Source organism: Sinorhizobium sp. BJ1, assembly GCF_002531555.1.
Lineage (GTDB): Bacteria > Pseudomonadota > Alphaproteobacteria > Rhizobiales > Rhizobiaceae > Sinorhizobium > Sinorhizobium fredii_B.
This window is the reverse complement of the sequence record NZ_NWTH01000026.1, coordinates 1-23,549: the sequence shown is the minus strand read 5'-3', so window position 1 is coordinate 23,549 and position 23,549 is coordinate 1. Positions and strand designations below refer to the sequence as shown.

The 23,549-nt window shown below is 61.1% G+C and carries 25 protein-coding genes; 11 read left to right on the top strand and 14 right to left on the bottom strand.

Going from position 1 to position 23,549, the window contains the following annotated elements:
- Positions 1–17 precede the first annotated feature (17 nt).
- The 4 genes from pyrH to CO676_RS25700 form a co-directional block, all read right to left on the bottom strand.
- On the bottom strand, positions 18–743 hold the full coding sequence (gene pyrH / locus CO676_RS25720; protein WP_014764236.1) for a UMP kinase: 726 nt from the start codon (positions 741–743) through the stop codon (positions 18–20).
- Between the two features lie 189 nt (positions 744–932).
- Entirely contained in the window at positions 933–1,856 is a 924-nt protein-coding gene (gene tsf / locus CO676_RS25715; protein WP_097523164.1) for a translation elongation factor Ts, read from the bottom strand.
- Between the two features lie 345 nt (positions 1,857–2,201).
- Complete coding sequence (gene rpsB / locus CO676_RS25705; protein WP_014764234.1) at positions 2,202–2,969, bottom strand: 30S ribosomal protein S2; 768 nt, start codon at positions 2,967–2,969, stop codon at positions 2,202–2,204.
- A gap of 235 nt (positions 2,970–3,204) precedes the next feature.
- Positions 3,205–4,026: a cell envelope integrity EipB family protein gene (locus CO676_RS25700; protein WP_097523163.1), complete on the bottom strand. Its 822-nt coding sequence runs from the start codon at positions 4,024–4,026 to the stop codon at positions 3,205–3,207.
- Positions 4,027–4,162: 136 nt separating this feature from the next.
- On the opposite strand from CO676_RS25700, the gene CO676_RS25695 reads away from it, so the two are divergent.
- From CO676_RS25695 to CO676_RS25680, 4 genes are read left to right on the top strand one after another with little or no spacing between them, the layout of a single operon-like run.
- Positions 4,163–4,630: a RidA family protein gene (locus CO676_RS25695; RefSeq protein ID WP_014764232.1), complete on the top strand. Its 468-nt coding sequence runs from the start codon at positions 4,163–4,165 to the stop codon at positions 4,628–4,630.
- Positions 4,631–4,643: 13 nt separating this feature from the next.
- Positions 4,644–5,369 (top strand): glycerophosphodiester phosphodiesterase, encoded by a 726-nt coding sequence (locus CO676_RS25690; protein WP_097523162.1) that lies wholly within the window; start codon positions 4,644–4,646, stop codon positions 5,367–5,369.
- A gap of 4 nt (positions 5,370–5,373) precedes the next feature.
- The gene (locus CO676_RS25685; RefSeq protein WP_097523161.1) at positions 5,374–6,561 is read left to right on the top strand and encodes a GNAT family N-acetyltransferase; all 1,188 of its coding nucleotides are present in this window, start codon (positions 5,374–5,376) and stop codon (positions 6,559–6,561) included.
- A gap of 42 nt (positions 6,562–6,603) precedes the next feature.
- Positions 6,604–7,026, top strand: a complete 423-nt coding sequence (locus tag CO676_RS25680) for an HIT family protein (RefSeq protein ID WP_014764229.1) — start codon at positions 6,604–6,606, stop codon at positions 7,024–7,026.
- 11 nt (positions 7,027–7,037) lie between these two features.
- Here CO676_RS25680 and CO676_RS25675 read toward each other — a convergent pair whose 3' ends face one another.
- The 8 genes from CO676_RS25675 to CO676_RS25640 all read right to left on the bottom strand — a co-directional run bounded on the left by CO676_RS25675 (position 7,038) and on the right by CO676_RS25640 (position 14,088).
- The gene (locus CO676_RS25675; protein WP_014764228.1) at positions 7,038–7,382 is read right to left on the bottom strand and encodes an AzlD domain-containing protein; all 345 of its coding nucleotides are present in this window, start codon (positions 7,380–7,382) and stop codon (positions 7,038–7,040) included.
- Positions 7,379–8,116 (bottom strand): AzlC family ABC transporter permease, encoded by a 738-nt coding sequence (locus CO676_RS25670; RefSeq protein ID WP_097523160.1) that lies wholly within the window; start codon positions 8,114–8,116, stop codon positions 7,379–7,381. The genes CO676_RS25675 and CO676_RS25670 overlap by 4 nt, the downstream gene beginning before the upstream one ends.
- A gap of 87 nt (positions 8,117–8,203) precedes the next feature.
- Positions 8,204–10,693 (bottom strand): ATP-dependent Clp protease ATP-binding subunit ClpA, encoded by a 2,490-nt coding sequence (clpA, locus tag CO676_RS25665; protein ID WP_014764226.1) that lies wholly within the window; start codon positions 10,691–10,693, stop codon positions 8,204–8,206.
- A 9-nt stretch (positions 10,694–10,702) separates the two neighbouring features.
- A complete protein-coding gene (gene clpS / locus CO676_RS25660; protein ID WP_014764225.1) occupies positions 10,703–11,056 on the bottom strand; it encodes an ATP-dependent Clp protease adapter ClpS in 354 nt (117 codons plus the stop codon).
- Positions 11,057–11,325: 269 nt separating this feature from the next.
- A complete protein-coding gene (locus CO676_RS25655; RefSeq protein ID WP_097523159.1) occupies positions 11,326–11,679 on the bottom strand; it encodes a phasin family protein in 354 nt (117 codons plus the stop codon).
- 238 nt (positions 11,680–11,917) lie between these two features.
- The gene (locus CO676_RS25650) at positions 11,918–12,121 is read right to left on the bottom strand and encodes a DUF3126 family protein (RefSeq protein WP_014764223.1); all 204 of its coding nucleotides are present in this window, start codon (positions 12,119–12,121) and stop codon (positions 11,918–11,920) included.
- Positions 12,122–12,303: 182 nt separating this feature from the next.
- Positions 12,304–13,131, bottom strand: coding sequence for a serine O-acetyltransferase (gene cysE / locus CO676_RS25645; RefSeq protein WP_014764222.1), 828 nt, complete (start codon positions 13,129–13,131; stop codon positions 12,304–12,306).
- Between the two features lie 171 nt (positions 13,132–13,302).
- The gene (locus tag CO676_RS25640) at positions 13,303–14,088 is read right to left on the bottom strand and encodes an alpha/beta hydrolase (protein WP_097523158.1); all 786 of its coding nucleotides are present in this window, start codon (positions 14,086–14,088) and stop codon (positions 13,303–13,305) included.
- 174 nt (positions 14,089–14,262) lie between these two features.
- Between CO676_RS25640 and CO676_RS25635 the strand changes: the two genes are divergently transcribed.
- On the top strand, positions 14,263–14,508 hold the full coding sequence (locus tag CO676_RS25635) for a zinc-finger domain-containing protein (protein ID WP_014764220.1): 246 nt from the start codon (positions 14,263–14,265) through the stop codon (positions 14,506–14,508).
- Positions 14,509–14,536: 28 nt separating this feature from the next.
- Positions 14,537–15,718 carry an FAD-dependent monooxygenase gene (locus tag CO676_RS25630; RefSeq protein WP_097523157.1) on the top strand — a complete coding sequence of 394 codons (1,182 nt, stop codon included), beginning with the start codon at positions 14,537–14,539 and terminating at the stop codon, positions 15,716–15,718.
- A gap of 46 nt (positions 15,719–15,764) precedes the next feature.
- Here CO676_RS25630 and CO676_RS25625 read toward each other — a convergent pair whose 3' ends face one another.
- Positions 15,765–16,952, bottom strand: a complete 1,188-nt coding sequence (locus CO676_RS25625; protein ID WP_097523156.1) for a cystathionine beta-lyase — start codon at positions 16,950–16,952, stop codon at positions 15,765–15,767.
- Positions 16,953–17,291: 339 nt separating this feature from the next.
- On the opposite strand from CO676_RS25625, the gene CO676_RS25620 reads away from it, so the two are divergent.
- The 4 genes from CO676_RS25620 (at position 17,292) to CO676_RS25605 (ending at position 21,562) form a co-directional block, all read left to right on the top strand.
- Positions 17,292–18,317 carry an amino acid ABC transporter substrate-binding protein gene (locus CO676_RS25620; protein ID WP_097523155.1) on the top strand — a complete coding sequence of 342 codons (1,026 nt, stop codon included), beginning with the start codon at positions 17,292–17,294 and terminating at the stop codon, positions 18,315–18,317.
- Between the two features lie 100 nt (positions 18,318–18,417).
- Complete coding sequence (locus CO676_RS25615) at positions 18,418–19,611, top strand: amino acid ABC transporter permease (protein WP_097523154.1); 1,194 nt, start codon at positions 18,418–18,420, stop codon at positions 19,609–19,611.
- 4 nt (positions 19,612–19,615) lie between these two features.
- Positions 19,616–20,770: an amino acid ABC transporter permease gene (locus CO676_RS25610; RefSeq protein WP_014764214.1), complete on the top strand. Its 1,155-nt coding sequence runs from the start codon at positions 19,616–19,618 to the stop codon at positions 20,768–20,770.
- A gap of 15 nt (positions 20,771–20,785) precedes the next feature.
- The gene (locus CO676_RS25605) at positions 20,786–21,562 is read left to right on the top strand and encodes an amino acid ABC transporter ATP-binding protein (RefSeq protein ID WP_014764213.1); all 777 of its coding nucleotides are present in this window, start codon (positions 20,786–20,788) and stop codon (positions 21,560–21,562) included.
- A 104-nt stretch (positions 21,563–21,666) separates the two neighbouring features.
- Here CO676_RS25605 and CO676_RS25600 read toward each other — a convergent pair whose 3' ends face one another.
- Positions 21,667–22,557 (bottom strand): dihydrodipicolinate synthase family protein, encoded by an 891-nt coding sequence (locus CO676_RS25600; protein WP_097523153.1) that lies wholly within the window; start codon positions 22,555–22,557, stop codon positions 21,667–21,669.
- A 91-nt stretch (positions 22,558–22,648) separates the two neighbouring features.
- On the opposite strand from CO676_RS25600, the gene CO676_RS25595 reads away from it, so the two are divergent.
- Entirely contained in the window at positions 22,649–23,260 is a 612-nt protein-coding gene (locus CO676_RS25595) for a GntR family transcriptional regulator (protein ID WP_097523152.1), read from the top strand.
- Positions 23,261–23,549: the final 289 nt, after the last annotated feature.

The window sequence follows — 23,549 nt, the reverse complement described above, 5'->3', positions numbered from 1 at the left end:
TGGGCCTCTGCAGATTATCAATTATTATCCGACACGATGGTGGCGCGACCGCCGCCGGTCAATATGTCCGCGAAGCCACCTTTCTCATGGATCGAGAATACGACGATCGGAATGGCATTTTCCCGCGCCAGCGCCACTGCGGCAATGTCCATGACGGCGAGCCCCTTCTCGAGGACCTCGCTGTGGGTCAGGCGATCGAAGCGCGTCGCGGATGGGTCCTTCTTCGGATCGGCGGAATAAATCCCGTCGACCTGCGTGCCCTTGAAGATCGCCTGCGCCCCCATTTCCGCCGCGCGGAGCGCCGCTGCGGAGTCCGTGGTGAAGAAGGGATTGCCGGTGCCACCGGCGAAGATCACGACCCGGCCGAGCGAAAGATGATAGAGCGTGGCGCGCTGCGAGAAGCTCTCGCAGATCTCCGGCATGGCGATCGCCGACAGCACGACTGTATCGATATCCAGCTTGCGCAGCGAGGTCGCGAGCGCAAGCGCATTGATGACGGTCGCCAGCATGCCCATGTGGTCGCCGGTCACCCGGTCGCCGCCCTTCGAGGCGACGGCGACGCCGCGGAAGATGTTGCCGCCGCCGACGACGACGCCGACTTCGACACCCATGGCTCGCGCCTCGGCAATGTCCGAGGCGATCCGATCGGCCACGGCCACATCGATGCCGAAGCCCTGGCTTCCCATCAAGGCTTCACCGGAGGCTTTGAGAAGAACGCGCGTGTAGATTGGCTTGGCCGACATCATCACTCCTGAGCAGATCGGCACGCATGCGACAGACGCGCACAGCGGCGTGAGGACAAATCGTCTTGCGTGGTATCGACCGACCTGGCACAGCCCGGGCGGGTCCGCCGCAATAACGCATGCCGGATACACGAAGGGCACCGCGTTGTCACGCGATGCCCCCAGCTTTTCCCAATTGGAAAGAAGAAATCAAGCCTTTGCGGCCGCCGCAACTTCCGCCGCGAAATCGGATTCTTCCTTCTGAACGCCTTCGCCGAGCAGCAGGCGCGCGATACCGGCAACCTCGATCGGTGCACCGACGGTCTTCTCGGCATCCTTGATGGCTGCCTCGACGGTCTGGTCGGGGTTCATGACGAAAGCCTGCGACAGAAGCGCGACTTCTTCGAAGAACTTGCGCATGCGGCCGTCGACCATCTTCTCGATGATGTTGTCCGGCTTGCCGGAAGCGCGCGACTGTTCGATGAAGACGTTGCGCTCACGCTCGGCGACGGCCGGGTCGATCTCGCTCGGACGAACGGCGAGCGGGTTGGTCGCAGCAACATGCATCGCAACCTGACGGCCGATCGCATTCAGCGCTTCCTTGTCGCCAGTCGACTTCAGCGCGACCAGAACACCGAGCTTGCCGATACCGTCGCCAGCCACGTTGTGGATGTAGGTCGCAACCACGCCGTCCTCGACCTTGAGCAAGGCGGCGCGGCGCAGCGTCATGTTTTCGCCGATCGTTGCGATCGCATCCTTGATGGAATCCTCGACAGATTTTCCGGTCGCCGGATAGGTCGCCTTGGCGACGGCCCCTACGGTGCCGTCGGTGCCAAGCGCGACATTAGCGACGCCGCGAACCAGGTCCTGGAAAGCATCGTTGCGGGCCACGAAGTCGGTTTCGGAGTTGATTTCGACGACGACGGCCGTGTTGCCGGCGCTGGCGATGCCGATGAGGCCTTCGGCCGCCGTGCGGCCGGACTTCTTGTCGGCCTTGGCAATGCCCTTAGCGCGCAGCCAGTCGATGGCAGCTTCCATGTCGCCGTTGGTCTCGGCAAGGGCCTTTTTGCAATCCATCATGCCTGCGCCCGTCTTTTCGCGCAGTTCCTTCACCATTGCGGCAGTAACAGTCATCTTGTTGCCTCTTGTCTGTTTCGCTGGCGCGCCAACCGCGAATGGCGCCGTGCCAGTGGGTTTGGCAGGGAATGGCCCTTCACTGTGACATCGTTATGACGCCGTCATTCGATGCTTGCGCGGGTAAGGGTAGTCCCGGCACCATTCCTTGCTGAAAAGAACAAGGCCGTTCAGATTTTCATCGCAAACGGCCTCGTCCCGCTATTTCCTGGGTGCGACAGCTTACTGCATGTTTCCTTAAATCCTAGCCGATTCAAGGACAAAAACATGCAGCAATTCAAAGTGCTACAGCGACCTTTGTGCGTCTGAAGAGACGCACGGCGCGGTAGGCTGCCGGACGCCCGATCAGGCTTCGGACGATTCGTCGAGAGCCGGCTCGACCGGAGCCTCTTCGGCTGCGCCGAGATCACGACCGGAAGCGCCCTGCTGGCGGGCGATGCCATCGATGGCGGCACGGGCGATGAGATCGCAATAGAGAGCGACCGCACGCGACGCATCGTCATTGCCGGGGATCGGATAGTCGATCTGGTCCGGATCGCAGTTGGAATCGATGACGGCAACGACCGGAATGCCAAGGCGCTTGGCTTCTTCGATCGCGATCGATTCCTTGTTGGTGTCGATGATGAACATCAGGTCCGGCGTGCCGCCCATGTCGCGGATACCGCCGAGGGCGCGGTTCAGCTTCTCGCGCTCGCGTTCGAGGTTCAGGCGCTCCTTCTTCGTGAAGCCGGAGGCTTCCGAAGCGAGGATTTCGTCGAGCTTGCGCAGGCGCTGGATCGAGTTCGAGATCGTCTTCCAGTTGGTCATCATGCCGCCGAGCCAGCGGGCATTGACGTAATACTGGGCAGAGCGCTTTGCAGCGTCGGCGATGATCTCGGACGCCTGGCGCTTGGTGCCGACGAAGAGCACGCGGCCGCCATTGGCAACGGTGTCGCTGACGACCTGCAGGGCACGCGACAGCAGCGGCACGGTCTGGGCGAGGTCGATGATGTGAACGTTGTTACGATCGCCGAAGATGTACGGCTTCATCTTCGGGTTCCAGCGGTGCGTCTGGTGACCGAAGTGCACGCCTGCTTCGAGAAGCTGGCGCATGGTAAAGTCAGGCAATGCCATGCCTTTTTCTCCTTTTCCGGTTGAACCTCCGCAAGGCGTCGAGCGCATCTTGATGCGCCCACCGGCGGAACAATCCGGATTTCTCCCGGAAAATCCCATGCCTCACGTGTGGAATGGTCAGCCCCTTAGCTGCAACTGCCCGATAAATCAAGGCAGGAAGTCTGTTTTTTACCGCTGTCTAGAGGGTGTCGCATGTCTTTGCCCCGAATCCGCTCCACAGTTCGGGTGACAGGCGCTACTTGCACTCTTCCGCATTGAAGACTTCGAGATCGGCAAGCTTACCGGAAAGCACGAAGTCGCCGTAGTCCATCGTCAGGTCGCGCGTGACGCCATTCTCGTAAAGCTTGAAGGACATGCGGTAGATGGGCAGCGCATCGCCGCTCGCCTCGTCGTTGAAGTAGGATATCGTCACCGGCCAATAGCTGTCGCCGGCGAGCTTCCCTGCCTTTCCGGCGTCCGCATCGTCGGACGTGGGCTTGCCCGGCTTGCCGACGAAGGTAGAGGTGATCAGCGTCTTGTCGCCCGAATCGGAGCCATCGAAGATACGGGATTCAAAAAGCGTCTCACCGCGCTTGGCCCGCTCGATCACCTCCAGCATATGCTCGGTCGGGAACCGGCTCTGGGCCAGAGCCACTTCGCGCTTGTCGGGCGCGGTGAGTTCGACCTTGACACCGGACTTGTCGTCGTGAGCGCTTCCGCGCACCTCCTTGTCCAGCTTCTCATCGGTAAAGGAGCGGGTGAGGAAGCGGAAACTCCTGTTCTTCATGTCCTCGTAGGTGGTGGTCTGCTGGTCGGTCAGGCGAACTTCCTCGCCGGTGTCGACCTGGGTGACGAAGCGGAAGCTCACCGTATATCCCTCGCAGGCCGACCCGTTGAACTCATAGACCATGCGTCCATACATGCCGGTGATGCCGGAGCGATCGGAGGCATTTTTCAGTTCAAGATCGTAGACGGCGCGGTGCGGTGCCAGTGCGCTCGCGTGCGCAGCGCCCGCGACGGTCACGGCGGCGAGGCAGGCGCTCCCCAGTGTGAGACGACCGAAGCCTTTACGAAACATCCGTTTCCTCCTGTTGGACTCGCCGGCAATGGGATAAACAAACATTCGGCAGAAGCGAGGCAGATCCGTTCCGTGCCTGTCACGATCCTGTTTTGCATGCAGGATTTTATCACAAAAGACAACAAGGGAGCCTTCCATGTCCGCAGAGATCGAAACGCGTCTCAACGAACTTGGCATCGTCATTCCAGAGGCGGTGGCGCCGGTCGCGAATTATGTGCCTTACGTCATTACCGGCTCGACGCTCTACATCTCCGGCCAACTGCCCATGGAAGCAGGCAAGGTCGCTGTGACTGGCCATGTCGGCAAGGATGTCGACGTCGCGGCCGCGCAGCGCGCCGCCGAACTCTGCGCAGTCAACATCCTGGCCCAGGCCAAAGCCGCTCTTGGCGGCGATCTCGGACGCATTCGCCGGCTCGTGAAGATCAACGGCTTCGTCGCCTCCGTTCCGGAGTTCACCGAGCAACACCTCGTCATCAACGGCGCGTCGAACTTCCTTGCCGCCGTGCTCGGCGAAGCCGGCAAGCATGCGCGGGCCGCCGTCGGCATGGCGTCCCTGCCCTTCAACGCGGCCGTCGAAATCGACGCCATCCTCGAAATCGCCTGATCAGGGACTCTCGATGAAGGATATTTCCTGGCTCAAAGCCCAGCCGATCGCCCATCGCGGTTACCACGACATGAACCGAGAAGTCTGGGAAAATACACTCTCAGCCTTCTCCCGCGCCGCAGAAGCAGGCTTTGCGATCGAATGCGATCTGCAGTTTACATCGGATAGCGTTCCGGTCGTCTTCCACGACCACGACCTTCAGCGTCTTTGCGGCATTAGGGGGGACGTGCGGGCGAAGACCGCCGGCGAGCTCGGCCTATTGTCGATCGGCGGCACGAAGGACAAGGTGCCGACGCTCACGCAGATGCTCCGTCTCGTCGACGGACGGGTGCCGCTCGTCCTCGAACTCAAGGGCCGCGAAGATGACGACGAGGGCTTTGCGGCGGCCGTGCTCGAGACGCTCGAGGGGTACAAGGGACCGGTCGCGCTGATGAGCTTCGATCACTGGCTGCTCAAGGATCTGAAGGCGCTCGACGCCCCTTATCCGCTCGGCCTTACCGCTGACGGCGCCAATCCGGAAAAATTCTTCGTGCACGAGGAGGCCATGCAGCTCGGGCTCGATTTCATCTCCTATTTCTACGGCGATCTGCCGAACCCCTTCGTAACCAAGGAGCGAGCGCTCGGCCGTACCATCATCACCTGGACGGTGCGGGACGGCCGAGCGCAGGAGCACACCTTCGCCCACGCCGATCAGATGACGTTCGAGGGTTTCGATCCCAGGGAGACCATGATTTCCTAGGCGCATGTCAGACGCGATCAACATCCGCATAGAACATTCGTTCACTTCGATCCCGCCGGCGAGCTGGAACAGGCTTGCCGGCGCCTCGAAAGACTTCCCCGGCACGGCCTATAATCCCTTCGTCTCGCACGCCTATCTGTCGGCGCTCGAGGAGTCGGGCTCGGCGACGGCGGAGACGGGTTGGCTCGGTCAGCATCTCTTGATGGAGGATGCCGATGGCTTCCTGCGCGGCGCCCTCGTCTGCTACATGAAGAACCATAGCCAGGGCGAATATGTCTTCGACCATGGATGGGCAAACGCCTTCGAACAGGCCGGCGGCCGCTACTATCCGAAGCTGCAATGTTGCGTGCCGTTCACGCCGGTGGCTGGGCCACGCCTGCTCAGCGCCGCGGGCGGCGATCCGCGCCCGGTGCGCGAGGCGCTTGCCGCCGGCCTCAAGGAACTCTCGCGCCGTCACGGCGTCTCCTCCGCCCACGTCACCTTCGTCCCCCCTGAGGAAATGCCGAGCTTCGAACGATCCGGGTTTCTGCACCGGATGGACCAGCAATTCCATTTCATCAATGAAGGCTACGGCTCGCACGACGACTTCCTCGCCACGCTTGCGTCGCGAAAGCGCAAAGCGCTGAAGAAGGAGCGTCGGGCAGCCGTCGAAAATGGAATTACCATCGACTGGCTGACGGGCCGCGATCTTACCGAAGCCATCTGGGACCAGTTCTTCGCTTTTTACATGGATACCGGCGGACGCAAATGGGGCCGGCCCTATCTGACCCGCGCCTTCTATTCGCTCATCGGCGAGCGGATGGCAGACGACATTCTATTGGTCATGGCCAAGCGCGGCGGCCGATATATCGCCGGCGCGATCAATTTCATCGGCGGCGATGCGCTCTACGGGCGCCATTGGGGCTGCATCGAGGAACATCCCTTCCTGCATTTTGAAGTCTGCTATCACCAGGCAATCGACTTCGCGATCGCCAGAGGGCTGAGGCGCGTCGAAGCGGGCGCGCAGGGCGAGCACAAGTTGGCGCGCGGCTACATGCCGGTCACGACCCATTCCGCCCATTTCATCACCCATCCAGGTCTGGCAAGGGCGGTCGCGGATTACCTCGAACGGGAGCGCCGCGACGTCGAAGAAACCGGCGAATTCCTTGCCGAGCACGGGCCTTTCCGCAAGGGTGAGCGCCAACAACATTGACCAAAAGCGAACTTCCGCGACGAACCGACAAGAGGAAACGACATGAGCGGCTATGACACCAACAACATTTTCGCCAAGATCCTGCGCGGCGAAATTCCTTCGCATCGGGTCTACGAGGACGACGCAACGGTGGCGTTCATGGACGTCATGCCGCAGGCGGAAGGGCATGTGCTCGTCCTGCCGAAGTCGCCATCGCGCAACATTCTCGATGCGGACGCCGCCACCCTGCCGGCGCTCATCGCCACTGTCCAGAAGATCGCGATTGCCGCCAAGGACGCTTTCGACGCGGACGGCGTGACGATCATGCAGTTTAATGAGCCGCCGGCCGGCCAATCCGTCTTCCACCTGCATTTCCACGTGATCCCGCGCCGGGAAGGCATTCCGCTGAAGCCACATTCCGGGAAGATGGAGGATGGCGAGCTATTGGCAGCCAATGCCGAGAAGATCCGGCGAGCGCTGATCTAGACGACCTGCCGTCAGAACCCCAGCCACCATAGCCCGATGGCGAGCACCGCGATCGATGTCGCGATGCCCGCGACCGGCTTTTGCCGGGCGAGAAAGAAGGCGATTGCGCCGATGACAACGGCGCCGAGCCGCAGCCACAGGGGCGACTGCGCGAGGACCCCGGTCGGATAAAGGATGAGCTTCGCGATCACCGCGGCGACCAAGGCGGTCGCGACCGCCCTCACCCAATTCAATGCCTCCGAATCATCGCGAAGCCGCTTGCCGGCGAGCACGCCGAGCCAGCGCCAGAGATCGGTGGCGAGCCAGCCGGCTACGGCAATGAAGGCATAGGCCCACCATCCGTCGGTCCAGGTCACGGGCGCGCCTCCCGTCGCGAACGCCAGAAGCGCTCCGCGCCCCAGGCAAGCGTGCCGCCTATGACGCCGGCCAGGAGGATGTCGAATTCCGGTGCGATCCAGTAGAACAGCGGGCCCGCAACGAGGCCGATCGCAAGCGCCACATAGATGACCGGCTGTCGGGCCGAGTGCCAGATCGAAGTGAGAAAATAGACCGGCGTCAGGAAGAAAAGGCAGCCCGCCACCAGCGGCGGAAAGTCGGCGACAAGATGATAGACGATGCCGACCAGCACCATGTTAGCCGCCACCAGGGTAATGCCGAAGCCGGCGAAGAAGGCGACGCGATGGTCGCGCGGCACCTGCGGTACACGCTCCATCGCGAAGACCCACGCGGTGATGGCCACGAAGTGCGACAGGACGAGCAGCAGCCAGGTCGGCGTTTTCGAGCTGCGCAATTCCGGAACGAGCGCCGCGACCATCGGCATCAGGCGGACCGATGAGAGAGTAACCGCCAGGAACGCAGTCGCAAGACTCGCGCCGCTCAGGATCGAGCTGACGAGAATGACCTTCGCCGGCAAGGCCCAAACGATTCCGGTCATGAAGACGACCTGCTCCGGCGGGATGCCGGCCTGAACGGTCAGCGAGCAAAAGCCGACGAAGGAAAGCATCAGGATGACGGCCGGAAGACTGAAAATCCCCCGGGCGCCCGTCAAAAACCAGGCAAGCGTTGACCGTTCGTCTTCGAAATCATCCATGGAAATCACGCGGAATGGGACTGCCCCGCTCAACAAGACGGTGCCGGGTGAAGCCACCCGGCACCGTCTGCGAAAATCGCGATTGCGCTATTTCTTGCGCGGGACTTTGGGGACCGTTCTGCCCTTCAGCGGAACCGCATCCGAAGCTGCCTTGGCGGACTTCTTCGGTTTCGATTTCGGCCCAGCCTCGGCGGCGACGGTTTCCACCTCCGATTTCTTCGGCTTGACGTTCTTGCCGCCGGGCCGCGACACTTCCGCCTTCGGCTTGATCGGTGCCGTCTCGGGCACGGCATCGAGGAGCAACCCCTCGGTACCGTCCTCCTTCGTGCCGATCGTCACCTTGACGACGCCGCCCTTCTTGAGCTTGCCGAAGAGGATTTCGTCGGCGAGCGGCTTCTTGATGTTTTCCTGGATGACGCGCGCCAGCGGCCGTGCGCCCATCTTTTCGTCGTAGCCCTTGTCCGCAAGCCAGGCGATCGCCTCCGGCGCGAGGTCGAAGGTGACGTTGCGCTCGGCCAGCTGCGTCTCGAGCTGCATGACGAACTTCTGCACGACCTGATGAATGACAGGCGTGGGCAGCGAGTTGAACGGAATGACCGCATCCAGACGGTTGCGGAACTCCGGCGTGAACAGGCGATTCAGGGCTTCGACGTCCTCGCCGGTGCGCTTCGACGAGCCGAAACCGATTGCCGGCCGCGCCATGTCGGAGGCGCCCGCATTGGTCGTCATGATCAGGATGACGTTGCGGAAGTCGATCTTCTTGCCGTTGTGGTCGGTCAGCGAGCCGTGATCCATCACCTGCAGAAGGATGTTGAAGAGGTCCGGATGGGCCTTCTCGATCTCATCAAGCAGCAGCACGCAGTGCGGATGCTGGTCGACGCCGTCGGTCAGGAGACCGCCCTGGTCAAACCCGACATAGCCGGGCGGTGCGCCGAGCAGACGGGAAACCGTATGCCGCTCCATATATTCCGACATGTCGAAGCGCAACAGTTCGACGCCGAGCGACGTCGCCAGCTGTTTCGCCACTTCGGTCTTGCCGACACCGGTCGGGCCGGTGAACACGTAGCAGCCGATCGGCTTGTTCGGTTCCCGCAGCCCGGCGCGTGCGAGCTTGATCGACGAGGCGAGTGCCTCGATCGCCAGATCCTGGCCATAGACGACCGAGCGAAGTTCCTTCTCCAGACTGGCGAGAACGGCTTCGTCGTCCTTGGAAACCGACTTCGGCGGAATGCGCGCCATCGTGGCGACCGTCGCCTCGATCTCCCTTTCGGTGATCAGCTTGCGGCGCTTGCTGACAGGCAACAGCATCTGCGCCGCTCCCGATTCGTCGATGACGTCGATCGCCTTGTCCGGCAGCTTGCGGTCATTGATGTAGCGGGCCGAAAGCTCGACGGCCGCCCTGATCGCATCGTTCGAATATTTGAGGTGGTGATACTCCTCGAAATAGGGCTTCAGCCCCCTCATGATCTCGATTGCGTCAGCGACCGTCGGCTCGTTGACGTCGATCTTCTGGAAACGGCGGACAAGCGCCCGGTCCTTCTCGAAGAACTGGCGATACTCCTTGTAGGTGGTCGAACCGATGCAGCGGATCGAGCCGGAAGAGAGCGCCGGCTTCAGAAGGTTGGACGCATCCATCGCACCGCCCGAGGTCGCGCCGGCGCCGATCACCGTATGGATCTCGTCGATGAAGAGGACGGCGCCGGGATAGTCCTCGAGTTCCTTGACGACCTGCTTCAGCCGCTCTTCGAAATCGCCGCGATAGCGCGTGCCGGCGAGCAGGGTTCCCATGTCGAGCGCAAAGATCGTGGCGTCCTGAAGTGCCTCCGGCACCTGCTTCTCGACGATGCGCTTGGCAAGCCCTTCAGCGATCGCCGTCTTGCCGACGCCGGGGTCGCCAACATAGAGCGGGTTGTTCTTGGACCTCCGGCAAAGGACCTGGATGGTCCGGTTTACCTCGGCGTGCCGGCCGATCAGCGGATCGATCTTACCGGACTTGGCCTTTTCGTTCAGGTTGACACAGTAGGCCGTCAGCGCATCCTGCTGCTTTTTCGGACTGGCTTCCTCGCTCTCGCGCGGTGACTTCTGTTCCGATTCCTGGTCCTCTGCGCCACGCACCGGCCGCGATTCCGAACTGCCCGGCCGCTTGCCAATGCCGTGCGAAATGAAATTCACCGCATCGTAGCGCGTCATTTCCTGCTCCTGCAGGAAATAGGCCGCATGGCTCTCGCGCTCGGCGAAGATCGCGACGAGCACATTGGCTCCCGTCACCTCTTCGCGGCCGGAGGACTGCACATGGATGACGGCCCGCTGGATCACGCGCTGGAAGCCGGCGGTCGGCTTCGAATCTTCGTCATAGCCGGTGATCAGATTGGATAATTCGTTGTCGACATAGTCCGTCACGGTCTTGCGAAGCGTTTCTAGATTTACATTGCATGCGCCCATCACGGCCGCCGCATCGGCATCATCGATCAATGCCAGCAGCAGGTGCTCGAGCGTCGCATATTCATGATGGCGCTCGTTGGCAAAAGTCAGTGCCTGATGCAGCGCCTTTTCGAGGCTGGGCGAAAATGTTGGCACGTTAGATCCTCATTTCTTTTCCATGACGCATTGCAAGGGATGCTGATGCTGCCTGGCGAAATCCATTACCTGCGTCACTTTGGTTTCGGCGACTTCGTAGGTAAAGACGCCGCATTCTCCAACGCCGTGGTTGTGGACATGAAGCATGATGATCGTCGCTTGTTCCCGGTCCTTTTGAAAAAAACGTTCCAGGATATGGACGACGAACTCCATCGGCGTGTAATCGTCATTCAAAAGCAGAACGCGGTACAAACTCGGCTTCTTGGTCTTCGGCTTGGTGCGTGTGATAACGGACGTGCCGCGATTGGGGGCGCCTCCGTTTCCATCGCTACCCTGCTGCATCCGGACCGGCATGGCGATCATTCTGTTTCATTCCCTTGACAGCCGCAATCCATGAAGGTGGCTGCAGCATGCTTGCCTTTATCTAATGGTTCGTTCTTGGATTTTAAGACCGAACCAACGCACTGCAATCATATTCGCACGGCCGAACACAAGATTGATCAAATTTCTTCGGGCGCTACGCTCGGCATTAAGCCTCTTCCCAAGATCTCCAGGGGCCGAGCATTTCAGAACGACAAGGCCGGCCGCGGCAACCGCGACCGGCCTTGTTGCGATAGCAATGGTCTCTAGCGTCAGGCGGCGGCAGCAGACTTCACGGCTGCAGTTGTCTTGGCGACCGGTGCCTCATAGGGCTTGTAGGCGTCCTTGGCGAGATCGGCATACATTTCACCGATCTTCGATGCTTCGGCGACGAAAGCTTCGTAGCTCGACTTCAGATAGTTCGTCTGGAGTTCGAAAGCAGCCTCGAGGCTCTTGGTGCTGGACAGCTTTTCGAGATGAGCGATACCGTCTTCGAAGGACTTCTTCGAAAAGTCTGCTGCTTCGGTCGCAATGGCCTGATAGCCCTTGGTCAGCGCCGAGTAGCTCTTCACAGCCACATCCAGTGCTTCCTTGCTTTTCTTGTTTGCGTCGTCGAGGTTAAACATCAAGCTTCTCCTTGTGGGCGGTGGGCAGGCGTTAGTCTAGGTGCACTGCACAAAAAGTCAAGTTCAGTGTGCGATGCAGTAAACCATAATGCTTGCAACGACTTGATGAAGCTTCAGCCGTCATCGACAAATTTCAGTAAAAATATGACTTAATAAGAAAAGCCGGCCCGATAGTTCAGGCCGGCAGCGGTGGGTGATGAGTTCCGCGGGGCCCTCACGGCCGGCGCGTCGCTGCAGTTCACAGATCTACGTCGAGGATCGCCATCGAGAAATTATAGGAAAGCTCGCCGTCTTCATCGTCGCGAAAAATGACGCCGAGGAATTCGTCGCCGAGATAGACCTCGGCGGATTCGTCCTTCCTGGGACGGGCCTTGACAACCATCGCCGGATTCAAGGTGCGCTTGAAATAGGCCTCAAGCTTGCGGATTTCTTCGGGCTTCAAATCTATTCTCCGTAGCCGATTGATTTGCCGCGCTTCTCGCATGCGGCATTGCCGGGTGTAAACCCATCACGACGCCGAGCACTCATGAAGATGATCAAGGATAGCCGTAACGCATTGTATTACCGCTCAGATTTTTCCGGATCTGCAGCGAATGAGGCGAAAAAGCGCGCCCCTCCTCCGCCTCAGATATCGAAGCTTGCCAGGATCTGGTCCATCTGCCGCGACGGCTCGGAGCACCCGGCCTCGCCAACGACCTTGGCGGGGACACCGGCCACCGTCGTCTTCGGGGGAACCGCCTTCAGCACGACCGATCCGGCCGCCACCCGCGAGCAATGGCCGATATGGATATTGCCGAGGATCTTCGCCCCGGCGCCGATCAGCACGCCATCGCCGATCTTCGGGTGACGGTCGCTGCCCTCCTTGCCGGTGCCGCCGAGCGTCACCCCGTGCAGGATCGACACATTGTCGCCGATGACCGCCGTTTCGCCGACAACGAGGCCTGTCGCGTGGTCGAGGAAGATGCCGCGTCCGACGCGGGCGGCCGGGTTTATATCGGTCTGGAAGACGCTCGAGGAGCGACTCTGGAGATAAAGCGCGAAATCCTTCCGCCCGCGGTTCCACAGCCAATGGGCAAGCCGGTGCGTCTGGATCGCGTGGAAGCCCTTGAAATAAAGCACAGGCTCGAGGAACCGGGTGCAAGCGGGGTCGCGGTCGTAGACGGCCTGGATGTCAACCCGCAGGATCGTGCTCCATTCAGGCCAATCTTCGAGCATCTCAACGAAGGTCTGATGGAGCAGATTTGCCTGCAGGTCGGGATGGTCGAGCCGCTCGCAAATCCGATAGATCACGCTCTCTTCAAGCGAATGCTGGTTGACTACAGTCGAATAGAGGAAGGCTGCAAGCATCGGATCGCGCTCGGCGGCGAAGCGGGCCTCTTCACGCAGGCTGTCCCAGATGGGATCGATCGCCTTCAGCGGTTCCGTGTGGCGAAGTTCGGTCTTGGCGACCATGGTCGCGCTCCTTCCTGGTCAAACGTGGCCTAGTCAGACGTGGCCGAGTCAAACGTGGCCTGGTCAAACGCTGCCGGGCCGATCTTTGGCCTGCGCTGCCACATATATAGGGCAAATCCCGATCGACATAAATGGGCGCGCAGCGTTTCGATCGGCGGTCACTTCGAGCCACTATGCTCGGCCGACCTCACCGAGAAACTCCAGGACCGCCTTCTTGAAGACGCGGTCGCCGACCGCCAGCATATGGTCTCGGCCCGGAATATCCAAGGCCCTGGCATGCGGCATCAGAGCGGCAAGGTCCTGGGCGGAACCCGCTACGTCATCCTTCGTTCCAACCCCGATCAGAACGGGCACATCGATGCGCCCGACATCCTCTGCGGAAAGCAGGTCTCGTGAGGTCGATATGCAGGCGGCAAGCGCGTGGCGGTCGCTTTTCGTCTGGTCGGCAAAGGCGCGGAACATGCGGCCACGCTCATGCGTCACATCTTCGAGCGACGGTGCAAGCAGCGCCTCGGCGATCGGATCCCAGTCCCCCACCCCGGTCACCATGCCTATTCCGAGGCCCCCGAACACGAGCGAACGGACGCGATGCAGGTGATGCAACGCCAGAAATGCCGAGACGCGCGCGCCCATCGAGTAACCCATGACATGCGCCTCGGCGATACTAAGATGGACGAGGAGGGCGGCCGCGTCGCCGGCCATCTGGTGCGGATGGTAAACCGAAGCGTCATAGGGCTTGCTGCTCGCGCCATGGCCGCGGTTGTCGAGCGCGACGACCCGATAGCCGGCGTCGCCGAGGGTCTTCAGCCAGCCGGGGTAGACCCAGTTGACATTGGCGCTCGAAGCGAATCCGTGAATGAGCAGGACTGGATCTCCCGACGGGTCACCCGCGTCGAAGTAGGCGATTTCCAGGCCGTCATGCGTGAAGAGCGAATATGGCGGAGGGTTCAAATCCATGGTTTTCCCAGACATCAATCCGTTTCCCGGCAAACTAGATGGTAACGGAATTGTCGAAAACCCCCGCCGGCTCAAAAACCACAATCGCGTCATGATTGCTGCTACACATTTGTGCCAAAGCTTACTATGGTGCCGGCAAAATCGACACCAGACTTGCATTCATCGGAGTACGACATGGCCGGCCACAGCATCCCCCATTTCCAGAATGACGGCGGGCATCGGGTCATCGAGATCGGCGTCAAGGAATTCATGTGCACCGGCGCATCCGTTCCCTTCGACCACCCGCATATCTTCATCGACATGGGCGACGACAACGAGAAGGTCTGCTCCTATTGTTCGACGCTCTATCGCTACAATTCGAGCTTGAAGGCGACCGAAACAATCCCGCCGGGCTGTCTCTTCGAGACCAAGGCTGCCTGACCTCCCTGCCTCCGCTGGCGCGAAGTCGATGCAAGACTCTGCTTCGGTCGCGATCGTCGGCGCCGGCATCGCCGGATTGACAATGGCGCTGTGCCTCGCACGGAACGGGATTGCCGCGGATATTTTCGAGCAGGCCGCCACCTTGGACGAAGTGGGCGCCGGCCTGCAATTGTCGCCGAACGCCTCGCGCATTCTGGTGGAACTCGGCCTGCTCCCTGCCCTTGAGGACGTGTGGAGCGAACCGGAATCGATCACGCTTGTCGACGGACGCTCTCTGCGACCGCTCGCGGAAGTGCCGGCCGGTGCGAATGCGCGTAAGCGCTGGGCCGCCCCCTACGGGGTGCTGCACCGCGCCAGTCTACAGGAAATCCTTTTGAACGCCGCACGGTCGGAGCCACGCTGCCGCCTTCATTTGGGAAGCCGCATTGAAGGTGATCCGGTGGCGGCCGTTGCCGCGGCAACGGGACGCCGCCCGACGGTGGTCATCGGCGCCGACGGCATCTGGTCGCAGGCAAGAGCGGCCATCCCCGGCGCGGGCGCCGTCCGGTTTTCCGGCAGTATCGCCTGGCGACTGTTGCTACCGCGCGCCGGAGCGTCCGCCTGCCTGTCGTCAAATCGCATCACCGCCTTCCTCGGACCTAGAGCGCACCTGGTTGCCTACCCGCTGCGCGAAATCGACGGCTTCAATCTCGTCGCGATCGTCGACGGCAAGTCGAGCGACGCTGAATGGGTCGGCAAGGAATCAGAGGAGCGACGGCTGGAATTTGCGGCCGCTTTCGAAGCCTGGCACCCCGACTTGCGTTCGATGATCGAAAATGCCGTCTCAGCCACCTATTGGCCCTTGTGCACCGTCGACGAGGGGGCCTGGCACAATGGGCGAGACATCATCCTCATTGGCGATGCCGCCCATGCGATGTCGCCCTTTGCTGCCCAAGGCGCGGCGATGGCGATCGAGGATGCCCGCGAACTCGCGCATTGCCTTGCGGCGTGCGCCGAGGCTCCGGCCGCGTTCGCGCGCTACGAGCACGCGCGTCGGGCACGGATCGCCCGGGTGCGCAAACGCGCCGCCTTCAACCGCTTCGCCTACCACGCCCGGGGACCGGTCCGGGTCGCACGAAACCTGGTCCTCGCGCTGAAGGGCGCGGAAGCGCTCGCCGCCGATCTCGATTGGCTCTATGGCTACGACGCCTCGGAACGCAAAAAGCGCTAAACGGCAGACAGAAATTCTTCCCGCCTGCCCCGGCCCTGTTCATTACTCAGACCGCATTGGCCGCCGCGAGACCTGCCTCGATGTCGCGGCGCAGGTCGGCAACATCTTCGAGGCCGATCTGCAGTCGAATGACCGGACCTCCGTCCGGCGCCTTGGCTACCTTGCGATCGGAAAGGTTCGCATGCAGCGCGAGGCTTTCGAATCCGCCCCAGGAATAACCGAGGCCGAAGAACGAGAGCGCATCGAGGAAGGCATGCGCCTTCGCCTTGCTTGTTTCGGGTTCGGCCTTCAGCACAAATGAGAAAATGCCGCTCGCCCCGCCAAAGTCGCGCTTCCAGAGCTCGTGCCCGGGAAAGCTTGGCAGCGCCGGATGCAGCACGCGCGCCACCTCTTCGCGGCTTTCGAGCCAACGGGCGAGCGCCAGCGCGCTTTCCTGGTGGCGCTCGAGGCGTATGCCCATGGTCCGCAGGCCGCGCAGGATCTGATAGCTGTCGTCCGGCGAGACGCAGACACCGAGCGTCACCATCGCCTCCGTCAAGGCCGGCCAATGTACCGCGTTGGCCGAAACGGTTCCGAGCAGCACGTCCGAGTGCCCGGACGGGTATTTCGTCGCCGCGTGGATAGAAACGTCGACGCCGTGGTCGAGGGGGCGGAAGTAGAGCGGCGTTGCCCAGGTGTTGTCCATAGTGACGACACAACCGTGGCGGTGGGCGGCATCGGCGATCGCCCGGATATCCTGCATCTCGAAGGTGTTCGAGCCCGGTGCCTCCGTGTGCACCAGCCGCGTGTTCGGCCTGATCAGGTTCTCAATAGCAGCACCGATCATTGGATCGTAATATTCGACCGTGACGCCAAGCCGGGTCAGCATCGTGTCGCAGAAGTGCCGGGTCGGGAAATAGACCGAATCGACGATCAAGGCGTGATCGCCCGAGGAGAGATAGGCGAGGAAGGGCACCGTGACCGCGGCCAGGCCCGAGGGGACGAGAATCGTTCCGGCCGCTCGCTCGAGTTCGTTGATTGCGTCGCAGAGCGCATCGGTCGTCGGCGTGCCGCGCGTGCCGTAGGTGTATTTCTGCGCCCGCGTTTCCATGGTTTTCGCGTTCGGGAAAAGCACGGTGGACGCGTGGACCACCGGCGGATTGACGAATCCATGGTAGTCCAAAGGATTGTTGCCGGTGTGCGCGAGGCGGGTGTTGATGCCGATCTCTCCGCGCGCGCTCATTTTGTCTGCCATTGAACGATTCCGCCGTTGAAAACTCGATGGAAACTCATCGAACGCTGCACGGGTGGGGTCAAGGGAAAAATCAATGCCGAGATGTGCATCCGCGACAAGGGCACAATTGGTGGTTTTTTATTCAGGATCGGAGCTTTTCCAGCGAAATCTGCTTAAACTTCTGGCGAAATTTCAGTTTTTCACATCGAAAATGAGAAAATCGGCAACATCTCTTGACCCTCATGGATTTTGAGCATGAGATAGATTGCACTCATGCCAGGAGGGTGGCTGAGGCTGCACGCGCCGACAGAACGCACGGTGCAGACGGGAACTTACGAACAACCGAAAAGGTTCAAAAAAATGGCAAGAAGAATTCTGACAGCTCTTTTTGGCGCTGCTGTCATGGGGATTGGCGCACATGCGGCATCGGCCGCGACCCTTGACGACGTGAAGGCCAAGGGCTTTGTCCAGTGCGGCGTGAACACCGGTCTCGCCGGGTTCGCAGCCCCTGACGCTTCCGGCAACTGGAGCGGTTTCGACGTCGACTATTGCAAGGCGATCGCTGCAGCCGTTTTCGGCGATGCCACGAAGGTGAAGTATACGCCGACCTCCGCAAAGGAGCGTTTCCCGGCGCTGCAGTCCGGCGAGGTCGACGTTCTGGCCCGGAACACGACCTGGACCATCAACCGCGATACGGCGCTCGGCTTCAACTTCCGCCCGGTCAACTATTATGACGGCCAAGGCTTCATGGTCCGCAAAGGCCTCAACGTGAAGTCCGCGCTCGAACTCTCCGGCGCTGCTGTCTGCGTCCAGACCGGCACCACGACCGAGTTGAACCTCGCCGACTACTTCAAGACCAACAACCTGCAGTACAACCCGGTCGTCTTCGAGAAGCTCGAGGAAGTGAACGCGGCTTATGACGCAGGCCGTTGCGACGTCTACACCACCGACCAGTCCGGCCTGTACTCCCTGCGCCTCACCCTCTCGAAGCCGGATGACCACATGATCCTGCCGGAGATCATTTCGAAGGAGCCGCTCGGCCCGGCCGTCCGCCAAGGTGACGACCAGTGGTACGACATCGTCAGCTGGGTTCACTTCGCCTTGGTCCAGGCCGAGGAATTCGGCGTCACCCAGGCGAATGTCGAAGAGATGAAGAAGTCGGCCAACCCTGACGTCCAGCGCTTCCTTGGTGTCGAAGCCGACAGCAAGATCGGTACGGACCTGGGCCTCACCAATGAATGGGCCGTCAACATCATCAAGGCCGTCGGCAACTACGGCGAGGTCTTCGACCGCAACATCGGAGCTGGCAGCCCGCTGAAGATCGAGCGCGGCCTGAACGCGCTTTGGAACAAGGGCGGCATCCAGTACGCACCGCCGGTCCGCTAAAAGCTGGTCGGCTTGAGAGTCTCGGAGGAGCGGCACGCCGCTCCTCCGTTCTACAATAAGAACGCCCGAGAACAGGGCGGATCGGGGAAAGAGGCATTGTATGGCCATTGGCGTTACAAACGCGCCTGAGAAGAGCAAATCCTCCGGATCTATCATCAACGATCCTCAGGTACGCGGCATATTCTACCAGGCAATCACCATCATCATCCTCGCGGTTCTCATCTACTGGACCATCCAAAACACGGTCGAGAACTTGCAGCGCGCGAACATCGCATCCGGCTATGGCTTTTTGAACGGCCGGGCGGGGTTCGATCTCGGACAATCACTGATCGCCTTCACGAGCGATTCCACCTACGGCCGCGCTCTCGTCGTCGGTTTCGTCAACACAGTGCTGGTGGCGATCACCGGTATCATCACGGCAACGATCATCGGCTTCATCGTCGGCGTTGGACGTCTGTCGCACAACTGGATCATCGCCAAGCTCTCGCTCGCCTATGTCGAGGTGTTCCGCAACATTCCACCGCTGCTGGTCATCTTCTTCTGGTATAGCGGCGTTCTGGCGATCTTACCCCAGGCGCGAGATGCGCTCGCCCTCCCCCTCGATATCTACGTGAGCAACCGCGGCGTTGCGTTTCCGAGGGCCATCTTCGGAGAGGGTTCGCAATATACGCTGTTCGCGTTGATCATCGCCGTCGTCGCGAGCTTCGTTTTCGCCCGCTATGCCCGGCAACGGCAGGAGGCAACCGGTCAGCGATTGCCCGTTTTGTCGATCGTGCTCGGCTTGCTCATCGGTCTGCCGCTGATAACGTTCCTGGCGACCGGCGCTCCGCTGACTTTCGACATTCCGATCGCCGGCAAGTTCAATCTTACGGGCGGTTCGGTCGTCGGACCGGAATTCATGTCGCTCTTCCTCGCGCTTTCCTTCTACACTGCGGCCTTCATCGCGGAAATCGTCCGGGCCGGCATCCGGGGAGTCTCGAAGGGGCAGACGGAAGCCGCTCACGCACTTGGCATACGCCCAAGGCTGACGACTCGTCTGGTCGTCGTTCCGCAGGCAATGCGCATCATCATTCCGCCATTGACCAGCCAATATCTCAACCTCACCAAAAACTCATCGCTCGCGGTCGCCGTCGGCTATGCGGATCTCGTCGCCGTCGGCGGCACGATCCTCAACCAGACCGGACAGGCGATCGAAGTGGTCAGCATCTGGCTCATCGTCTATCTCAGCCTGAGCCTTGCAACCTCGCTGTTCATGAACTGGTACAACGCCCGCATGGCGCTGGTGGAGAGGTGAGAACATGAGCACGCATCAGGCAAGTTTTGTTCGTGCTTCGATGATCGAAGCCTCACCCGCCCCCGCGTTGGAAGCTGGCATCGTCCGATGGCTGCGCAAGAATCTCTTCGCCACGCCGAAGGACAGCGTCCTGACGATCATCAGCCTACTCATCCTGGCATGGCTGGTGCCGCCTGCGATCCAGTGGCTTTTCGTCGACGCCGCATGGACAGGCGGCGGTCGCGGCGTCTGCGCCACGGTCGCCCAAGGCGGCTCGCAACCGGAAGGCTGGAGCGGCGCCTGCTGGGCCTTCGTCAATGCAAAGCTCGGGCAGTTCGTCTTCGGCCGTTATCCGCTCGAGGAGCAGTGGCGTCCCGCCCTCGTCGGCATCCTTTTCGTGCTGCTCCTCGTTCCGATGTTGATCCCAAAGATTCCTTACAAGGGGTTGAACGCGGTTCTGCTGCTGGCGGTCCTGCCGATCCTCGCCACGATCCTGCTTCCCGGCGGCTGGCTCGGCCTCACCTATGTCGAGACGGCACTGTGGGGCGGCCTGATGGTCACCCTGGTCCTCTCGTTCGTCGGCATCGCGGTTTCGCTGCCGCTCGGCATTCTACTGGCACTCGGACGGCGATCGAACATGCCGGTAATCAAGATGCTCTGCACCGTCTTCATCGAGATGGTGCGCGGCGTCCCGCTGATCACGGTTCTGTTCATGGCTAGCGTGATGCTGCCGCTGTTCCTGCCGCAGGGCGTCACCTTCGACAAGTTCCTGCGGGCGCTGATCGGTGTGTCGTTCTTTGCGTCCGCCTACATGGCCGAGGTCGTCCGCGGCGGGCTGCAGGCCATTCCGAAGGGCCAATATGAAGGCGCCGATTCGCTCGGTCTCAGCTACTGGCAGAAGATGAACCTCATCATCCTGCCGCAGGCGCTGAAGCTGGTGATTCCCGGTATCGTCAACACCTTCATCGGCCTGTTCAAGGACACCTCGCTCGTTTCGATCATCGGCATGTTCGACCTGCTCGGCATTGTCCGCCTGAACTTTAGCGACGCGAACTGGGCGTCCGCGGTAACGCCGCTGACGGGCCTGATCTTCGCGGGCTTTGTATTCTGGCTTTTCTGCTTCGGCATGTCGCGCTATTCAGGCTTCATGGAACGCCTGCTCGACAAGAGCCACCGATAAAAAGGGGAAACATAAATGGCAAACACGGCCACCGCGTCAAAGATGACCGTCTCGAAGACGGATGTCGCAATCGAAATCACCAACATGAACAAGTGGTATGGTGACTTCCACGTACTGCGCGACATCAATCTTAAAGTGATGCGCGGCGAGCGCATCGTCATCGCCGGCCCGTCGGGCTCTGGCAAATCGACGATGATCCGCTGCATCAACCGTCTCGAGGAGCACCAGAAGGGCAAGATCGTCGTCGATGGCATCGAACTCACCAACGACTTGAAGAAGATCGATGAAGTGCGCCGCGAAGTCGGCATGGTGTTCCAGCACTTCAACCTCTTTCCGCACCTGACCATCCTGGAAAACTGCACGCTGGCGCCAATCTGGGTGCGCAAGATGCCGAAGAAACAGGCCGAGGAAATCGCAATGCATTTCCTCAAGCGCGTCAAGATCCCCGAGCAGGCACTCAAATATCCGGGCCAGCTCTCGGGCGGTCAGCAGCAGCGCGTCGCGATTGCCCGCTCGCTTTGCATGAACCCGAAGATCATGCTTTTCGACGAGCCGACCTCGGCGCTCGATCCGGAAATGATCAAGGAAGTGCTCGATACGATGGTGGGCCTTGCAGAAGAAGGCATGACGATGCTGTGCGTCACTCACGAAATGGGCTTCGCCCGCCAGGTCGCCAACCGGGTCATCTTCATGGACCAGGGCCAGATCGTCGAACAGAATTCGCCGGCCGAGTTCTTCGACAATCCGCAGCACGAGCGCACCAAGTTGTTCCTGAGCCAGATCCTGCACTGAAGTCTCGAAACGACCTCAGACGAAAACGGCCCGCCATCAGGCGGGCCGTTTTCATTGTCTCCAAGGAGAAAAAAGCCACCGGGCGACGCCCGGCGCATGCTCCACTAAACCGGGAGTGCCGGCCGCTTCGCAAGCGCTGCTTCGATGATGCCCTGGACCCGCTGACGCTCGGCGCCGGCAAGCGGCAGCCGCGGCGCACGGACGCGATCGTTGGAATCGATCGCGAAGACTTCGGCGAGCTTGATGTTCTGGACGAGATTGGTGGAGACGTCGAGATCGAGCAGCGGACGGAACCAGCGGTACATCGCCCTCGCCTCCTCCAGGCGATCGGCCTGGACGAGCTTCCAGATCGCAACTGTCTCCTTCGGAAAGGCGACGACAAGACCAGCAACCCAACCATGGGCGCCCATCAGCAGGCTTTCGAGTGCCAGATTATCGACGCCGGTGAAGCAGTCGAAACGCTCGCCGAAACGGGTCAGCACCTCGGTGATGCGGCGGATGTCGTCGGTCGATTCCTTCATCGCGACGACCAACTCGTTCTTGGCCAGTTCGTCGAACATCGAAAGCGTCACGTCGACGCCGTAGGCGACCGGGTTGTTGTAGACCATGATCGGCAGCCCGCCGGCGACAGCGATCGCCTGAATGTGGCTGAGCGTCTCGGTAGGCGCCGATTTGTAAGGGACGCCCGGCAGAACCATAAAACCGTCGGCGCCGGCCTTGGCGGCGGCGCTGGCCGCCGCTTCGCCGCGGCGCGTTGCGCTTTCGCATATGGTCATCAGCACCGGCTTGCCGCCGGCGACCGACTTGGCGATCTTGAGGATCTCGATCTTTTCGTCCGCCTCCAGCGTCATGTTCTCGCCGAGCGAACCACAGACGATCATGCCGTCGACGCCCGCCTCGAACTGCAGCGCGAAGCAGCGCTCCATCTCGGCCTTGTCGAGATCGCCTTCAGTGGTGAATTTCGTCGTTACTGCCGGAAATACGCCGCGCCACATGGGAAGCCTCCTTGGTTCTGATATATCAGCTCACTTGCCATGATTTCGGAACTGTGTCAACCTCTGATATATCACATGCCCAAGGACATTCATGTCGTCCCAATCGCACCTCGCCTATCTGGCTCTCGAACGGCTGATCGTCACCTTGAAGCTGAAGCCGGGAACGCTCGTCACCGAACGGCAGCTGCTGGCGCTCGCCAACCACGGCCGCACGCCGGTCCGCGAGGCGATCCAGAAGCTCGCCTGGCAAGGCCTGATCGAGGTTCGCCCGCGTGTCGGCTTGCAAATCAGCACCATCCGGCCGGACGATCGAATGCATCTGATGCAGACGCGTCAACAGCTCGAACCGTTGGCGGCAGCCCTTGTGGCGGAGCATGCAAGCGCCGGGGCCCGCCACGAGATTAGCGACTGCCGGCAACAGATGGCGGACTGCGCCGGTCACGGCGATCTGGAGGGCTTTCTGGTGGCGGATAAAAGGTTCGACGAGGTGATGGAAGCGGCCTGCCCCAACCGCTTTTTGACCGCAGCGCTAGCGCCGCTCCAGACCCATGCGCGGCGCATCTGGTTCGCATCCGCCTCGCCGGAAAAGATGAAAGGATCGGTGGAGCGTCACGTGAAGGTGATGCGCGCGATCGAGGCGGCAGACTCAGCGGGCGCCGCCGCTTCCATGTCGCAGCTGATGGATTACCTCGCTGGCGGCTAGAGCCTTTCCTGGTTAAATTGAACCATTCTGTTGGCTCAAGCGGAGTGGAATGTTTGCTCGGCTGGCGCGCGGCGGAGCCAACGCTGCGGCGAAGCCGGCCGAGCAAACAGGCCGCGCGCTTCAGCCAACCCGAAGGGCCGGACATCTTTCCGCCAGCCTCAGAGGCGATCGCCTCTGCTCTGACGAAAACCTGCTCCGGCAGAATGGTTCAATTTAATCAGGAAAGGCTCTAGCATTACAGTTGCATTTTAGTTTTGAGGTGAGCTCGTCGAGCGGCCGCCTGATGGGC

Excerpts from the sequence above, each read along its gene's own strand:
- pyrH (WP_014764236.1), bottom strand. The coding sequence starts at position 743 with ATGTCGGCCAAGCCAATCTACACGCGCGTTCTTCTCAAAGCCTCCGGT.
- tsf (WP_097523164.1), bottom strand. The coding sequence starts at position 1,856 with ATGACTGTTACTGCCGCAATGGTGAAGGAACTGCGCGAAAAGACGGGC.
- rpsB (WP_014764234.1), bottom strand. The coding sequence starts at position 2,969 with ATGGCATTGCCTGACTTTACCATGCGCCAGCTTCTCGAAGCAGGCGTG.
- CO676_RS25700 (WP_097523163.1), bottom strand. The coding sequence starts at position 4,026 with ATGTTTCGTAAAGGCTTCGGTCGTCTCACACTGGGGAGCGCCTGCCTC.
- CO676_RS25695 (WP_014764232.1), top strand. The coding sequence starts at position 4,163 with ATGTCCGCAGAGATCGAAACGCGTCTCAACGAACTTGGCATCGTCATT.
- CO676_RS25690 (WP_097523162.1), top strand. The coding sequence starts at position 4,644 with ATGAAGGATATTTCCTGGCTCAAAGCCCAGCCGATCGCCCATCGCGGT.
- CO676_RS25685 (WP_097523161.1), top strand. The coding sequence starts at position 5,374 with ATGTCAGACGCGATCAACATCCGCATAGAACATTCGTTCACTTCGATC.
- CO676_RS25680 (WP_014764229.1), top strand. The coding sequence starts at position 6,604 with ATGAGCGGCTATGACACCAACAACATTTTCGCCAAGATCCTGCGCGGC.
- CO676_RS25670 (WP_097523160.1), bottom strand. The coding sequence starts at position 8,116 with ATGGATGATTTCGAAGACGAACGGTCAACGCTTGCCTGGTTTTTGACG.
- clpS (WP_014764225.1), bottom strand. The coding sequence starts at position 11,056 with ATGATCGCCATGCCGGTCCGGATGCAGCAGGGTAGCGATGGAAACGGA.
- CO676_RS25655 (WP_097523159.1), bottom strand. The coding sequence starts at position 11,679 with ATGTTTAACCTCGACGACGCAAACAAGAAAAGCAAGGAAGCACTGGAT.
- cysE (WP_014764222.1), bottom strand. The coding sequence starts at position 13,131 with ATGGTCGCCAAGACCGAACTTCGCCACACGGAACCGCTGAAGGCGATC.
- CO676_RS25640 (WP_097523158.1), bottom strand. The coding sequence starts at position 14,088 with ATGGATTTGAACCCTCCGCCATATTCGCTCTTCACGCATGACGGCCTG.
- CO676_RS25635 (WP_014764220.1), top strand. The coding sequence starts at position 14,263 with ATGGCCGGCCACAGCATCCCCCATTTCCAGAATGACGGCGGGCATCGG.
- CO676_RS25630 (WP_097523157.1), top strand. The coding sequence starts at position 14,537 with ATGCAAGACTCTGCTTCGGTCGCGATCGTCGGCGCCGGCATCGCCGGA.
- CO676_RS25625 (WP_097523156.1), bottom strand. The coding sequence starts at position 16,952 with ATGGCAGACAAAATGAGCGCGCGCGGAGAGATCGGCATCAACACCCGC.
- CO676_RS25620 (WP_097523155.1), top strand. The coding sequence starts at position 17,292 with ATGGCAAGAAGAATTCTGACAGCTCTTTTTGGCGCTGCTGTCATGGGG.
- CO676_RS25615 (WP_097523154.1), top strand. The coding sequence starts at position 18,418 with ATGGCCATTGGCGTTACAAACGCGCCTGAGAAGAGCAAATCCTCCGGA.
- CO676_RS25610 (WP_014764214.1), top strand. The coding sequence starts at position 19,616 with ATGAGCACGCATCAGGCAAGTTTTGTTCGTGCTTCGATGATCGAAGCC.
- CO676_RS25605 (WP_014764213.1), top strand. The coding sequence starts at position 20,786 with ATGGCAAACACGGCCACCGCGTCAAAGATGACCGTCTCGAAGACGGAT.
- CO676_RS25600 (WP_097523153.1), bottom strand. The coding sequence starts at position 22,557 with ATGTGGCGCGGCGTATTTCCGGCAGTAACGACGAAATTCACCACTGAA.
- CO676_RS25595 (WP_097523152.1), top strand. The coding sequence starts at position 22,649 with ATGTCGTCCCAATCGCACCTCGCCTATCTGGCTCTCGAACGGCTGATC.